The 14,571-nt window shown below is 39.2% G+C and carries 13 protein-coding genes; 8 read left to right on the top strand and 5 right to left on the bottom strand.

Annotated features, from left to right (window positions below; translation table 11 throughout):
* Positions 1-17: 17 nt before the first annotated feature.
* Entirely contained in the window at positions 18-602 is a 585-nt protein-coding gene (locus B5D59_RS05690; RefSeq protein ID WP_078817211.1) for a TetR/AcrR family transcriptional regulator, read from the bottom strand.
* A 372-nt stretch (positions 603-974) separates the two neighbouring features.
* On the opposite strand from B5D59_RS05690, the gene B5D59_RS05685 reads away from it, so the two are divergent.
* Positions 975-2,099: a class II histone deacetylase gene (locus B5D59_RS05685; protein WP_176132513.1), complete on the top strand. Its 1,125-nt coding sequence runs from the start codon at positions 975-977 to the stop codon at positions 2,097-2,099.
* A gap of 51 nt (positions 2,100-2,150) precedes the next feature.
* Positions 2,151-3,539, top strand: coding sequence for a purine-cytosine permease family protein (locus B5D59_RS05680; protein ID WP_078817209.1), 1,389 nt, complete (start codon positions 2,151-2,153; stop codon positions 3,537-3,539).
* Between the two features lie 160 nt (positions 3,540-3,699).
* Here the strand turns inward: B5D59_RS05680 and B5D59_RS05675 are convergent, their stop codons facing one another.
* A complete protein-coding gene (locus B5D59_RS05675; RefSeq protein WP_078817208.1) occupies positions 3,700-4,122 on the bottom strand; it encodes a cation transporter dimerization domain-containing protein in 423 nt (140 codons plus the stop codon).
* A gap of 282 nt (positions 4,123-4,404) precedes the next feature.
* Between B5D59_RS05675 and B5D59_RS05670 the strand changes: the two genes are divergently transcribed.
* Together B5D59_RS05670 and B5D59_RS05665 are read left to right on the top strand one after the other, a co-directional pair.
* The gene (locus B5D59_RS05670) at positions 4,405-4,989 is read left to right on the top strand and encodes a YflT domain-containing protein (protein WP_078817207.1); all 585 of its coding nucleotides are present in this window, start codon (positions 4,405-4,407) and stop codon (positions 4,987-4,989) included.
* Between the two features lie 206 nt (positions 4,990-5,195).
* Positions 5,196-5,876, top strand: a complete 681-nt coding sequence (locus tag B5D59_RS05665) for a C40 family peptidase (protein ID WP_078817206.1) — start codon at positions 5,196-5,198, stop codon at positions 5,874-5,876.
* Between the two features lie 39 nt (positions 5,877-5,915).
* Here B5D59_RS05665 and B5D59_RS05660 read toward each other — a convergent pair whose 3' ends face one another.
* Together B5D59_RS05660 and B5D59_RS05655 are read right to left on the bottom strand one after the other, a co-directional pair.
* Positions 5,916-7,475, bottom strand: coding sequence for an FMN-binding glutamate synthase family protein (locus B5D59_RS05660; RefSeq protein WP_078817205.1), 1,560 nt, complete (start codon positions 7,473-7,475; stop codon positions 5,916-5,918).
* Positions 7,476-7,626: 151 nt separating this feature from the next.
* Positions 7,627-10,155, bottom strand: a complete 2,529-nt coding sequence (locus tag B5D59_RS05655; RefSeq protein WP_078817204.1) for an S-layer homology domain-containing protein — start codon at positions 10,153-10,155, stop codon at positions 7,627-7,629.
* A gap of 386 nt (positions 10,156-10,541) precedes the next feature.
* On the opposite strand from B5D59_RS05655, the gene B5D59_RS05650 reads away from it, so the two are divergent.
* The 3 genes from B5D59_RS05650 (at position 10,542) to B5D59_RS05640 (ending at position 13,045) form a co-directional block, all read left to right on the top strand.
* On the top strand, positions 10,542-11,018 hold the full coding sequence (locus tag B5D59_RS05650) for a VanZ family protein (RefSeq protein ID WP_009765930.1): 477 nt from the start codon (positions 10,542-10,544) through the stop codon (positions 11,016-11,018).
* A 74-nt stretch (positions 11,019-11,092) separates the two neighbouring features.
* On the top strand, positions 11,093-11,392 hold the full coding sequence (locus B5D59_RS05645; RefSeq protein ID WP_040758379.1) for a hypothetical protein: 300 nt from the start codon (positions 11,093-11,095) through the stop codon (positions 11,390-11,392).
* Positions 11,393-11,632: 240 nt separating this feature from the next.
* Positions 11,633-13,045, top strand: coding sequence for a GGDEF domain-containing protein (locus tag B5D59_RS05640; protein ID WP_176132511.1), 1,413 nt, complete (start codon positions 11,633-11,635; stop codon positions 13,043-13,045).
* Between the two features lie 128 nt (positions 13,046-13,173).
* Here the strand turns inward: B5D59_RS05640 and B5D59_RS05635 are convergent, their stop codons facing one another.
* Positions 13,174-13,758 carry a 3D domain-containing protein gene (locus tag B5D59_RS05635; RefSeq protein ID WP_009765933.1) on the bottom strand — a complete coding sequence of 195 codons (585 nt, stop codon included), beginning with the start codon at positions 13,756-13,758 and terminating at the stop codon, positions 13,174-13,176.
* A gap of 274 nt (positions 13,759-14,032) precedes the next feature.
* Between B5D59_RS05635 and B5D59_RS05630 the strand changes: the two genes are divergently transcribed.
* The gene (locus B5D59_RS05630; protein ID WP_009765934.1) at positions 14,033-14,518 is read left to right on the top strand and encodes a general stress protein; all 486 of its coding nucleotides are present in this window, start codon (positions 14,033-14,035) and stop codon (positions 14,516-14,518) included.
* The last annotated feature ends 53 nt before the right edge of the window (positions 14,519-14,571 follow it).

Below are 14,571 nucleotides of genomic sequence, written 5' to 3'. Positions count from 1 at the left end.
GTTAACAACGTGCCATGTTAACTTTTCACAGTCTTGAATTGTAATGCGTGTGACAGAAAATCCAATACCTCTTCTTTTTGGCGATCCGCCTCACTTTCGTCACGATGAGCATACAAAAATACTTGTTCTGCCGTCGATTCGATCAGACCTATGATGACTTTTGCAGTTCGCTCCGGCTTTATTGACTGACGAATAGCTCCTTCTTCCCTTGCCGCTTCAAGCTTCTCACTGATCCATTCATAAAATGGAGCATATATCGATTCCCATTCCCTAATATGCTCTGTGGAGGCAAGTCCTGAGTAAATTACAGCCATTATTTCGTAATACTCCCTGTTCACTTCATATATCGCATCTACCATCTGTTCGAATTGCTTTGAATAAGCTGCTCGATCATCAACTGTACGTTGCACAATATCCATTGTCTTCGCCACCATCTCTTCTGCGATTGCAGGCATCAATGACAGTTTGGATGGAAAGTATAAATAGAAAGTTCCTTGTGCAATTCCAGCACGTTTAACAATATCCGAGATCTTCGTTTTCTCGATTCCCTGCTCTTGAAATACCTCTATAGCTGAATGAATTATCGCTGTTTTTTTCCCCAATGAACGTCCTTCTTTCTATAAATAGATTTCAGATAGTATATAGTAAATATTCTCTCCTTACAACTTGTTCATTTATCTCCACACCATGGTGACACTCATTCATATGTTTTGAATTATCTAAAATTTATCATTGACAAATGATTGATATTCATTTAATGTGAGGAATCAAGAGATTGAAAAGTCACGATTACGTCACATTCTGTATTTCAACATAATTTTTTCTTTTATGTTACTCCATCTATTCTAGCATAAGATAACAGTTATTTTGACATACAATTGAAAACGCTTACTCACTTATATTTTTGTAATCTAATGACTGATATTCATTCATCTCTTACTATTTATTCTAAAATAAATTTTGGAGGGATTCAGATGGGCACTGGATATATTTTTGACGAAAGCTATTTCTGGCACGATAACGGCAGCGGGACTCTTTACTTACCTTCAGGAGGATATATGCAGACTGATGTGTTCGTGGAGCACCCTGAAACAAAAAGACGGGTCAACAATCTACTTGCACGATGCGGATTGATGAAAAAGCTTGAACAAATTGAACCGCGTTCCGCTACGAAAGAAGAAATAGAATATTTTCATGCACCTGAATATGTAGAAAGAGTAAAGAAATTAAGTGATACGACGGGTGGCGACGCGGGAGACCATGCGATTGTAGGCAGGGGTTCCTATGAAATTGCACTGCTATCTACCGGAGGAGCTTTACGTGCAGTAGATGCTGTTATGGAAGGTGAAGTTAATAATGTTTACGCAATGACTCGCCCCCCTGGTCATCACGCAGAACGAGAAAAAGGCATTGGCTTTTGTATTTTTAATAACGTAGCAATTGCGGCTCAATATGCACGCAAGAAATACGGCTTAAAACGAGTACTTGTACTCGACTGGGATGTTCATCATGGCAATGGCACTGAACAAGCCTTTTATGAGGATCCAAATGTTTTATTTTTTTCAATCCATCAGCACTTAAGCTTTCCGAATAATACAGGCTTTAAAGAAGATGTTGGAGCTGAAGCTGGACGCGGATACAACGTAAATATTCCATTACCTCCAGGTACCGGAGATGCAGGTTATGTTCACGCGTTCAAGTCAATCGTGGAACCTATCGCAGCTGAGTTCAAGCCTGAATTAGTTATTATTTCAGCTGGTCAAGATCCAGGCATGTTTGATCCCCTCGGCCGCATGATGATGACAGCTGAAGGCTTCGGTCAATTAACAGATTGTATGTTAAGAATCGCCGACACGCATTGCGATGGAAAAATCGTCTTCTGCCATGAAGGGGGGTACAGTAATGCGTATGTTCCCTTTTGTACACTAAAAATTATTGAACGTTTGAGTGGTATAGAAACTGACGTAACGGACCCATACGCTTCCGGTTCACAAGGTTATCCAGATAAATTGTATCCCAATCAAAAAGAAGCTATCGATGAAGTAATTGAAGTTCAACAGGAATTTTGGAGTTCACTGAGTCAATTTGTTAGTAAATAGGAGGGGTGATTGCCCTTCCCCCTATTCGCTTAGCTTAAAGGAGGCATTTCAATGGGTAAAGAAAAATCAATGGCTATTGAGCAGGTCGGTTTTGAATTTATACCGGAAGTTGATCGGAAAGGGAATCCTAAAGAACTATTTTTCACTTGGTTTGCGGCAAGTACAGTATCTACTACCCTTGTGACCGGAGCGTTAGCAATCATCATTGGATTAAACTTCTGGTGGGCGGCACTAGCAATTCTTCTCGGTCATGCCATCGGTGCGGTTATTATGGGCTTACATTCAGCTCAAGGACCGAAGTTAGGTATCCCGCAAGTGCTGCAAAGTCGTGCTCAATTCGGTTATTTCGGCGTTATTTTACCGATGCTAATCATATTGACAATGTATTTCGGTTATGGTGCCATGAATACGATCTTAGTCGCACAAGGTATACAAGAGACAATCGGACTTAACATCAATATCACAGTCATTCTTGGCTTAATCCCTATGGTTCTTTTGGCGATCTACGGACAAAATATTATTCAAAAATCAATGAAATTCTACACAGTCGGTTACACGTTGGTTTTCGTTGTGCTTTCAGGCTTGGTCATAAGTCAATTGTCGATGGATTTGTTAAGACAAGGAACATTCACCTGGACTGCATTCATTTTAGCGACTTCCATCTGTGTGACATGGCAAATTACGTACGGTCCTTATGTATCCGATCATTCTCGATTTATGAAAGCAAAAGATGCACGCAAAACCTTTTTATACACGGCGAGCGGCAGCTTCATGAGTTCTGCTTGGCTTATGCTGATTGGCGCAGCTATTGCTACAATGGTGGTAAACGGAAATATAATGGGTGAAATTAAAAACATGGGCGGTGTGTTAGGATATTCTATTGTCATCTTGCTCTCTCTAGGTGTCCTTATCATCAATTCATTAAATATTTATGGTGCGGGCATTATCGTGCTATCGATCGCGAGTAATTTTTGGTCTTTTAGAACTTCAGGAAGATTACGTATCATTATCTCTGTGTTAATTGGTATTGTCATTGGCTTCGCCGCAACTGCAGGTGCTGGTAACTTCATGTCAAACTTTCAAATCTACTTGGGTTTTGTGTTATTTTTTATTATCCCATGGAGCGTTATCAACTTGACAGATTTCTATGTATTAAAAAGAAGATTTCACCACGAGGATTTTATGAAAAAGGATGGCATATTCGGAAAACTAAATTATAAAACGATGGGTATCTACTTATTTACAATACTTTGTCAAGTCCCCTTTATTAATACAGAGATATACCAAGGCGCTCTGTCAAAAGCAATGGGTGGGATGGATATCGCATGGATTATTGGAATTGTTATTGCATTCGTATTCTATATGATTGCAATGAAAATAGGTGAACGGGTTTCTTCTAAAAAGGCGGCTGATATCCGTGTAGCGAGTACGGTAGATTAAAAAGTCATCATTCGGATAGATATCGAATGATGACTCACTGTAACGTTCCTGACCAGAACGCATAATATAATTTTACCACATTGCGGAGACTTTTCCTCTGCAATGTTTTTATGTCTATTTAAGCGAATGCCAATAATACAATAAGCAATCATTTAGATAGTTATTTTTCTGCTTTTGCTTCCTTTGTTTCTTGAGCGAAGGTCTCCCCGCTCTTTCTTGCTTGGATATCTATACTGTGATCTGGATATTCTTTTTCAATGCGATTAAAGAATTTCTTGGCGAGCTCTTTAGCCTGCTCTTTTTTCATATCTTCAGATACTTCGAAATCAAGTAATACATAACCACCCGCGTCTTCTGTAATGATTAAGCTTACTTGCGATACACCTTCTTCTTTAGAGAGTTCCTCTTTTAGTTCATCGTCGGAGGTCGTAGTATCGGATTTATCTACAACACCTGGTGTTTCTTTATCAGCTGGTTCGGTTTGCTCCTGTTCCGCTTTCTTATCTTCTTCAGCGTCCCCGCTGCAAGCTCCTAATAATAGAAGAGATAAACTAAGCGGCACCATCAAATGTCTTTTCTTCATTGTAACCGACCCTTTCTTTTCTAGACTCTAGATTGTATCCTAACATAATTGTAAAACGCTGACAAAGGTTTTGATAATTTATGACAATATATAGAACTAGTAAGGTAACTATATTCGAGGTTAGTAACGAACATTATAATGTACACTCCATTGCATATAACTTTCCAGATTGTGCTAGTTCTATAAACAGAATTAAAATTGATTCCCTTCAAGGTTTTTATATTATTCCTGAGGGTATTGTATCTATACCAAATAAACTTAAAAGTTAGAGGAGGAAGAATAATGGTTGAACCAAACAACAAGACATTTATCGGTGTATATTATAACGACTCTGACCTTCTCGACAAGATAGAGGAACTAAAGCTGACGGGCTATCTTGCCGACAATATTTACGTAATCGCCAAGAATGAAAACGATGTCTCCATGCTTAGAAACCGGACTGCAGCCGATGTACATGCAGCTTATGGTACTTGGACAGATCGGTTTATCGGGTTCCTTACCGGAGAAAATCATGTGAAGCGCATGATGGATGGTGTCGGTATGAATGAAATTGAAATCGATCGCTATTATGAAGAAGTGCAGCATGGCGGTATACTGCTGTATGTGGACGAAGGTTGGGCATTCAGTGTGTATTCAAAAGACGAGCCTTTTTATACGGACAATCTAGCTCCTGCTACTTCAAAACAAGTTTCGGATACCGAAAATGAAGCAGATCCATTATTGAGAGATCAACATGCCAAAAAGGCAAGGCAGTTGGAAGTAAATGAGCCCTCATACGGCGGCTATGAACCATTGAAAAATCCTGTACCTCCAGAAGTTTTGGCTGCAGATATTCAAGACGAGCCCCTATTAAATGAGGAAGATTGAGGTCCGGTACCAAGAGAAGGACAATAAAATAGTTTGATAACAGCCGTTCCGATTTTGGGGCGGCTGGCTTGCTTTATTACAATCTATTAATATGATTACAAGACTGTAACCTCTTCTTAACAAGAACGTAATGTTTCGTTTCTACAAGTCATGTAAGATGTAACTTGCAGCTAGAGAGACATACATTATTTCGAAGGAGAGTCATGATGAAGAAGTTTTTGTGTTCACTATTGATGGCAGCAGTAATGGTCACGGGGTTTGCAGGAGGAAGTGCTGATGCGGCAAGTAAGGCAACAGCGAAAAGTGGTACATACATAACGAAACATAATATAAATGTCCGTGCTGATGCGGGCACTAAACATAGAATTGTCTTCACATTAAAAAAAGGTACACGAGTACAACTGACCCATCAAAAGAATTCAGGTTCTGAACTATGGTACAAAGTAAAAATCAATGGTAAAAAGGGTTATGTACTTAGCTCACTTTTGGCAAAGTCTTCTGCTAAGTCGGTTGCAGCATCCACGCCTGCCAAAAGCAGTGCGGGAGTTGTCAAAACTGCAATGAATTTGAGAGGTATTCCATATCGCTTCGGCGGTACGACAACAAAAGGATTTGATTGCAGCGGATTTATCCAATATGCATTCAAGAAAAATGGTAAGTCTGTTTCCAGAACAACAACAGGACAGTACACGCAGTCCGCTAAAATCAACTCACCTAAACCAGGTGATCTCGTATTCTTCCACAATACATATCGAAAAGGCATTTCCCATGTTGGAATCTATGTCGGTAATAACAAGTTCGTTCATGCTGGTGGAAAAAAATCAGAGGTTGTCAGCTTAAGCAACCCGTACTGGAAATCTAAATTCAATAGCTTCAGAAGAATATAAACCTAAAAAAAGACTCGATGAATATTCATCGAGTCTTTTTTACTCTACAGAATGGATCCTTCCCCGTTCATCCTTATAAATGACATGATGACGTTCGAACTTCGTTGGAGAGTCCAGACCCGCCGCAGCAGCTACGCGAAACAATCCTTCCCTCATCGTCAAGATATAATTGGTGACACGAAACTTTTTCTCTTCCACAACGAGCGCTCTCTGCAAATGTTTATCCGTCGTCGCTACCCCCGCTGGGCATGTATTTGTATGGCAACGTTCCGCCATAATACAGCCTACGGAAATCATGAATCCCCGGGCAATTTGCACAAGATCCGCACCTAATGCCAACGCGATGGCCGCTTTGTCCGGTGTAATGACCTTTCCAGAAGCAATGATTTTCACCTGATCTCGCACCTCGTACTTCCGCAATGCATCATCCAATAAAACAAGCGCAGAACGTAACGGCAGCCCAACACTATCCGCTAAGTCTTGATAGGTTGCACCAGAACCACCCTCTGCCCCATCCAATGAAATGAAATCGGGCCCCATACCAGTTTCCGCCAGCTGTTCCGCAAGTTCTTCAGCGTCTTCCTTCCCTCCAATGACGATTTTCATGCCGACCGGCTTGCCGCCAGCAGTACGAATATCTTCAATGAATGTGAACAATGTAGGATAGTCATTGAACTGATTGAAGCGATTCGGGCTATTAATAGAAGTAAAAGGAACGACATTTCGTATGGCCGCAATTTCTTCGGTCACCTTTTCACCTTCTACATGACCGCCACGCATTTTTGCACCTTGCGCCAACTTGATTTCGAATGCTTTAATTTGAGGTACTTTAGCCTTTTCTTTCACCTTTTCCAAATCAAAGTCTCCTTCTTCAGTTCGGAAACCGAATAAACCTGAGCCGATCTGTGCAATGATATCTGCACCGCCAGCTAGATGGTGATCCGAGACACCGCCTTCCCCAGTGTTCATCCACGCACCCTGCGCCATGCCAATCCCCTTTGACAACGCAGTGATCGCATGGTCTCCTAAAGCTCCATAGCTCATTCCTGACTGCCCGAGCAAACTGCGTACGACAAATGGCTGCTCACAGTTGGGACCTAACACAATCGCATCTTCTTCAGGAAGCAGCCAAGGAAGTGTGGTAATTTCCTCTCGATGTTCTTTACGTGAAAATAAGTTATCTTGATCTACCTCATAGCGCATCGTCTTCATCAAGTTATCATTATCTACACGCATCTCATCATTTTGCTTCGTGAACATGGCGTTTCGAATGTAATGACCCGGCTCTTGAAAATCCCGTTTCGAACCAAAACCGATGACACTATTCAAATACTTTCCCGGCATGACCATATGTAAATACTCTTCTCGGCTAAACGGCTTGCCGCTGTTATCGTCATTGAATAAGTACTGTCGCACTTCCGGTCCCGCCTTCTCAAACATATAACGTACTCTGCCAAGTACAGGATAATTACGTAAAATCGCGTGCTGTTTTTGACGTCGATCAAAGAAATACAGGAATATTGCAATTGTAATTGGTACAGCTAGCAATAAAAGCACAATCAACGATGTCGTAAAATAGATTCCTTCAAACCAAAGCATCCTCCCACTCCTCTCAATCTTTTAAACTTTCTATTCTATCTGTACCCTTGGTACGTAGCTTAGTAAACGTAAAAAGCTCTATTCCTTGAACGTCTTCAAGGAATAGAGCTTGGGTGTTGTTAGTTATTCATGTACATAATTAATTTCGTTATTATTTTGGTACACTTACCTCAATATTACTAGTTCCAACTGGAGCAGTTTCATCTGTACGGTTAACTTTAACAACAATCGTACCATTGTCGCCTGCTGTTGCAGTACCTGTAATGTTTCCGTTAACTACTTTCAAACCAAGTGCTGTCGCATTACCTGAGTAGCTTGTTGCAATAGTTCCTAATTTAACATCCTCAGTCGCTGAGTAACCATCCACTTTGTCTAAGTCAATATAAATCGTACCATCTGCAGCAATTTTAGCTTTGTATTCAGAAGAAGTTAGCTTAATACCCTCTTCTTTCACTACAGCACTACTAAAGTTTCCAACTTTAGTAACCGGTTCTGTTTTCTCAAAATTCACTGAAGCGATAGAAGGGGTAGTATTTACTACTTTAATTTCAGCTGTCGCTCGTGTTACACTGCCTTCTTTAATCGTAATCGTTGTATTTCCTGCTTTTAATCCTTCAACTGTAATTACACCATTAGCATCTTTGCTGACTTTTGCTACGTCTTCATTAGATGAAGTTACAGTATAATTCGCAACTGGGATAAGATCATTTCCAAGGTAGAAACCTTGCTCATTATATTGTTTCCAAACCAACTCTACAGTCTTGTCTTCGGAACCTTTCATCACATCTAATTGTAGATCGTCAGAAGCCGATTTAGTTTCTAATTTTCTAGTAGCTACTTGTGAATTGTCAGAAACGTTAACTGCAATTGTTGAAAGGACTTTATCGCCTGCTTTGATTTGGATTTCTGTTGTTCCTGTCTTCACTCCGTTAATGTGAACAGCTGACTTACCTTTAGTTACTGTATCAATAGTAGCTGTAGCAATTGTTTCGTCCTTAGAAGTAACAGTTAATGCACCTGTATACAACTCACCGTATTGATCTTTAACTGTCAACCCGATATCTGAAGTTTTGTCTTTCAATACTTTTGCTGAAGTTGGTGAAGCAACTACTTCAGCAGCTGCACGTTTACCTGATACCACTGTCAATGGAACATTCTTAGTAGCTCCATCTGCTTTCACCACAATATTGACTTCACCAGGGCTAACAAGTTCCACAGCGCCAGTGCTTGAGTTGACTGTAGCAACACTAGGATTCGATGATGTGTAAGTTGCATTAGGATTACTTACAGAAGTGCCATTTACTGTTGTCGCTTTAGTCGCTTTTACAGTAACTTTACCTTCATCTTCATCAAGAGATACTTTACCGCTTTCTACTGTCGTACCACCTTGCGTAACAGTTACTTCATCAATAGTAGAAACATAAGAACCGTAGTTCAATACTTTTACATCTACCAAGTCCGATTCAACCGTTTTTCCGTCTTTTGATACTACTACTTTATAAGAGAAAGTATCATTCGCATTTAGTTGGTCTGCATTCAATTCACCGGTCTTCGCATTCTTTAGTACATTATTTTTCGTAGCTTGAAACTCAACTGTATAACCTGCTTCGTTCAATTTCTTTAAGTCTGCTAGTTTACCATCTACATTGAATTCAAGGAATTGCTCGCCAGTCTCATTCACCTGAGTAGTAGTCGCAACCACTTTACCAACCTTCAACTCATAAGTGAATTTGAAAGTTTTCTCTTGATCAGGCTGTCCTTCTGTTTTAGTTGTGACAGTAAGTGTCATCTTTTTTCCAGAAGTCAATTCGTCTTTCAATTCAATTGTTGCTTGAGTTCCATCTTGATTGGCATTGAATGAAACTAGTTCATTACCTTCTACTTTAAGCTGTTCAGCTTTTAGAAGGTATAGGTTTGTCCCTTTCAATTCCAATTCTTTGTCGCTGATTGCTTCTACTGCAGTCACTTCAGCTACTTCCGGTGCCTCAGGTGTTTCTTCACCTGGCTTCTCTACTTCACTAGTTTTATATAAGAAAGAAGCGAATTGTGCACGTGTTGTAGTTTCTTTTGGTCTGAAGTTTGGTGCAGCTGGGTTCGTGATATCGAAGTAGTCGAGTACGTCAATGTAAGGACGTGCTTCAGCTTTAGCTTTAGCCAAATCTACAACATCTTTATCAAACTTTTCTTCTTTAACAAAAGTTAATAGATCTGTTTTATTCACTGCATCATATGCACGTACGAGGACGATCGCCATATTTTCGCGTGTGATATTGCCAGTTGCCTTTAATGTGCCGTCTTCGTATCCTTTGAAGACATTATTATCTTTAACAATAGCTGCTGATTGTAAGAGTTCATCGTTAGACTTAGACGTTAAGTCTTTGAAACGAGGGTTTGTTTTATAGTCTTTAGGAATTTCATATCCCATAGAGACGAGCCATTTACCCATCAATTTCACTACGTCAGAACGAGTTAACGTTTTATTTGGTTTAAAAGAACCGTCAGGATATCCAGAAATAACACCTGCGTTTGACAGAGCGTCAATTGCCGGCTTGTGAGAGTTGTTTTCCAGTACGTCATTGAAATCTGCCGCACTGACAACTGGTGCCACCGCTGATGCAACTAATGCTGCTGATGCTACGCCTGTAATGTATTTGCTGTATTTTTTTGATTGAACCTTCATGGAAAAATTTCCTCCTTTTAATTCTTCTAATACTGCTTGGAAACTACTAGGTTTCCAAAGAGCTTGTAGAAAACGTTGAGTAGTATAAAAACGTTCTTTTGTTCTTATACCCTATTTATTATTCCGTAATCATTCAGTTTTTCGATATAGCTAGAATATCTTGTATGTATGATTAGGGGTTAGGGCTTATTTCAACCACTCGAGTTAAATATTAGCATATCTTTTTACAATAGTAAGTGGGAATTTAAGGATACATTTAATGTATAATGGTATCTAGCATTCTACAAAGGGTACGGTATATATAGAGAAGATGTTTATATTTTTATATAGGAGTTTACAATTTTACTATACGACAAGGAAAGGGGGTTCTGTGATACAATCCAACTATGAAAAAATTTATTGTGATTCTTATACTTATAGCCCTTTTAGTAGGCTTGGCAATTTCATCGAGTCAAACATACGAACAGCAATCACTTGTTTCTACGCTTGAACAGCTGCTGCCTGATGAACCTGGCAAAGCTGTCCTGTCCGAATTGGAGTTTTCCTATTGGGACCGCATAATTTCAGTTGACGAACGCGGTTACTATTACTTTGTAGAATTTTTAATTCGCAAAGCTGCACACTTTTTAACGTTCGGATTTCTTTCTTTAGTAATCTATTGGGTACTGCCAAAACGAAAAGGGCGCTTATTAGGGGCTGCCCTTCTTACATTAATATTAGCTTGCGCTGATGAGTTACATCAATCTTTTACAGGAGGACGAACCGCTACCCTTCAAGATGTCTATTTGGACATGGCAGGTGCGATTACCTTTTTGTTTATTGTTGCAGTTGTTCAGTTTATTCGAGCTATCAGGAAAATTTAGAGCCCAAATAGTAAGTGCAACTTTTTGTGAAGTTGTTCGCATATGATATGATACGCGAAACAGGAGGTTTTATTATGAGCAACTCAGCTGATCAACTAATCCATTCAATTTCTTATGTATCTATCCAACGGGTCGTTGACCGCCTGGAACAAACATACCTTAAATCTTTTCACTCTATTCATTTGTTCCAGGATCGTATCACTACCTCCCAACGCACATTTCCACTTGAGCATGTGTTTGATCTATCATATCGTCCTTTCTCTGGTCAAACAGGTCTTTTTTATCTTCATACCCACGAAGGCGTATTTACATTTGAAGTAGTGGATAACCCCGATCGTTTCATTAAATTGTTTAAAGAAATACAATCTAACTGATTTGATTTTCAAATCACTTATCCAACCTTTAAATAAACCTAAAGTAGTATGTTTAGTAAACATATCAAAAGGTATAAAAAACTAGAATAATGTTCTAAAACTTTATTTATTTACGTTCTTTTTCATTTAACTGTCATTTTTATTGGAAAATCATGTTATAATTGAGGCATATACTTTTCACAAACATAGGTCTTTACTCATGATAGCTAGTAAAATTCAAAGTTTATGGGAGGGGCTAATATGCTTCACGAAAAGGAGTTAGCTACATTACAAAACTCTATTAGCCATTTACGAAGTGAAGGTAAATACGAACTAGTCATAAAGACTGCAGAGGAATTATTGAAGAAAGGCACTCAGTATGCAGATCCGAAAGCCATTTTATATGCTCATTACTTCAGTGCGCTCTCCAATTATTATGTTGGTGATCTCAAAAAAGTTCTTTTCCATATTGAAGCTCACCATGAAAATTGTCTATCATTCGGTGCCAAGCAGGACTGGATGCGCTCGTATTATTTACAATATTTCGTCAGTTTTATATCAAACGACTTTGAACATGGGCAAAAGCTGCTGGAAGACGTACTCTCGATAGCTCTAGAAACAGAGAATTTCGTGTATGTGAGCATGGCCTATAGTAACTTAAGCCATACGCTCAATAAAACTAATCAATTTTCTGAAGCTCTGAAAGCTGCCCAATCTGCAGTTAAATATGCAAACTTATACGTGGCAGATCGCTTTATCCTTTCGATTCGCGGGCATCTATATTTAGTTGAATCTGCCCTCAATATGAAACGTTCTGACATTGCGATGACAAGTATAAAATGTTTAGATCAGCTCCCAGAAATACAAAAGTATCCACAGGAGAAGGCCTTTTTAACAATCTTAAAAGGCCGGCTTTACGAACTCCTTGGTGACCAAAAGAAAGCGTTTCAATTTTATACAACGGTCAAAGAAAGTGACCTATTGCTTCACGATAATTTTTTATTGAAAGAAATTCAACAGAAACGAATTGAAATAGCAGAACATCTTTTTAGTTATGATGAATTGGCGATTATACAAAAGGAATATATTGATTTATTACATGAACTTGAAAGCTACAATTGGGGGAAAGCTGCTTTAGAATTAAAACTCCGATTGCAAGCCTCTTCTAAGAAAACAAATGAGCATCTAGACTATCTAACTGGTTTGTATAACCGAAGGTATTTAGAGGAAACGACGGATCGTTTATTGGCCGCTGCATCACATACGAAAGAATCTATTGTTTGCATCGCCTTTGATATTGATAATTTAAAGTCTATCAATGATACGTACGGTCATTTAGCAGGTGATGAGGCAATTAAAATGGTAGCAAAGGTTTGTTCTTCTCTAATTCGGAGAGACGACATCTTAGGACGTTTCGGTGGTGACGAATTTGTGTTGGTCATGCATGGAATATCGCGAGAGCAAGCGAAGAAGAAAGCTTTACTCATCGCAAAGAAAATTGAAACTATACCACTGGATCTACAAACTGTCCCTGAAAATATTACAATTAGTATTGGTATTGGTGATAATCTGATGCGCGATGTTGTAAGCTTTAAAGATTTATTTCACCTAGCTGATTTAGCGCTCTATAGAGCAAAGCAAAATGGGAAAAATCAAATCGTTTCATTTGTATAATAGAAACATGAATTCCTTTTTAAAAGGATTCATGTTTTTTTATATGGCATTCACCTTCTCCTATTCTGAAATAGGAACAGAGAAATAAAATAAACCTAATCCGGCATAAAGCCGAACTAGGTTTATTTTCAATCAAGAATCTTGATTTTCACATTCTTGCGGCCCCATTGGTACGCGCGTGTCTTATTTGGAATGAATACATCGATCTTATTTCCTTTAATTGCGCTGCCAATATCTCCAGCAACCGCATATCCATACCCTTCGACATGGACTTTCGTGCCTAATTTAATGACACTTGGATCGACTGCAATCACTTTCAAATCTGGGTTTTTACGTAAGTTTAAACCTGTTTTCGTCAAGCCCGTACACCCATTACAATGTGCCGTATATGCTGTTGCACTCACCATGAACTCTTTAACGACTTGTGGTCCGTCAGAGCGTGATGGTGTTTTGCTCTTGTTTGAAGATGTACTGGAAGCAACTTTTGACGGCTTAACTAAACGCAGTTTTTGGTTTGGATGAATAACCGATGACTTTAAGTTATTCCATTTTTTCAAATCTGCTACGGAAACTTTATGTATCTGTGAGATTTTATATAAGCTATCGCCTTTTTTCACTGTATGAACAGATGTAGCTGCAGATGTTTCATTCATTCCGCTTGTGAAAATAGTAATCAACATGGCTACTGTTAATGAAAATAAAAACTTCTTCAATATGCCACCCCTAACTTTTTAATAGACTCAGCTTACCAAGCTACTGTTACAGTTACATTACAACTATCAGTCGAATCCATTACAAAGATAAGTCTATTGTTACAAGTATGGCTCCTTAATAGAAAATTGCTTAAGAAACAGGTATTTTGTCCAATAAGTCTATCAACTACTGTCGAAATATCTCTTATTTCTTCTAACGTTTTATCTATTAAAAAAAGGGTAAATTCTCTGTAGTGAGAAAATAAGAGAATTTAGTTCAAGGAGGGAATTTTTTATGGTTAGAAGACAAGTGGTAGGAACATATGACACGGATACAGAAGCAATTGCAGCGATTGAAAATCTTAAACGCCAAGGATTTACTGCGGATGAAATTTCAGTAATCAGTCGAAGCTCCGATCAAGTAGAACATGTAGTGGAAGAAACGGATACGCATGCAGGTGAAGGCGCAGCGACAGGAGCAGCAACTGGAGGGTTAATTGGAGGATTAGGCGGCATTTTAACGGGCCTTGGGGCCTTGGCTATACCTGGCGTCGGTCCGATTATTGCAGCAGGACCAATTGTAGCGGGCATCACGGGCGCGGCTGCAGGTGCCGGTGTAGGCGGTCTGGCGGGTGCTTTAATCGGCATGGGGATTCCAGATGAAGAAGCACATCAATATAATGAACAGTTCGAACATGGGAAAATATTGGTATTAGTCGATTCCGATCTTTATGACCCATTAAATGACCCGGCACCTCATGGCAGAGGTCCACTTATTTGATTTAAAGATACAAGAGTCTCCACAAAGGAGGCTCTTTTTTGATTGGAAAAACT

Origin of the sequence: Sporosarcina newyorkensis (genome assembly GCF_900167515.1) — a bacterium.
GTDB classification, from domain to species: domain Bacteria; phylum Bacillota; class Bacilli; order Bacillales_A; family Planococcaceae; genus Sporosarcina; species Sporosarcina newyorkensis.
The sequence above is the reverse complement of the archived record's forward strand: the minus strand, read 5'-3'. Positions and strand labels throughout refer to the sequence as shown.

Coding starts and splice junctions, on each gene's coding strand:
- B5D59_RS05685 (WP_176132513.1), top strand. CDS start 975: ATGGGCACTGGATATATTTTTGACGAAAGCTATTTCTGGCACGATAAC.
- B5D59_RS05680 (WP_078817209.1), top strand. CDS start 2,151: ATGGGTAAAGAAAAATCAATGGCTATTGAGCAGGTCGGTTTTGAATTT.
- B5D59_RS05675 (WP_078817208.1), bottom strand. CDS start 4,122: ATGAAGAAAAGACATTTGATGGTGCCGCTTAGTTTATCTCTTCTATTA.
- B5D59_RS05670 (WP_078817207.1), top strand. CDS start 4,405: ATGGTTGAACCAAACAACAAGACATTTATCGGTGTATATTATAACGAC.
- B5D59_RS05665 (WP_078817206.1), top strand. CDS start 5,196: ATGAAGAAGTTTTTGTGTTCACTATTGATGGCAGCAGTAATGGTCACG.
- B5D59_RS05660 (WP_078817205.1), bottom strand. CDS start 7,475: ATGCTTTGGTTTGAAGGAATCTATTTTACGACATCGTTGATTGTGCTT.
- B5D59_RS05655 (WP_078817204.1), bottom strand. CDS start 10,155: ATGAAGGTTCAATCAAAAAAATACAGCAAATACATTACAGGCGTAGCA.
- B5D59_RS05650 (WP_009765930.1), top strand. CDS start 10,542: ATGAAAAAATTTATTGTGATTCTTATACTTATAGCCCTTTTAGTAGGC.
- B5D59_RS05645 (WP_040758379.1), top strand. CDS start 11,093: ATGAGCAACTCAGCTGATCAACTAATCCATTCAATTTCTTATGTATCT.
- B5D59_RS05640 (WP_176132511.1), top strand. CDS start 11,633: ATGCTTCACGAAAAGGAGTTAGCTACATTACAAAACTCTATTAGCCAT.
- B5D59_RS05630 (WP_009765934.1), top strand. CDS start 14,033: ATGGTTAGAAGACAAGTGGTAGGAACATATGACACGGATACAGAAGCA.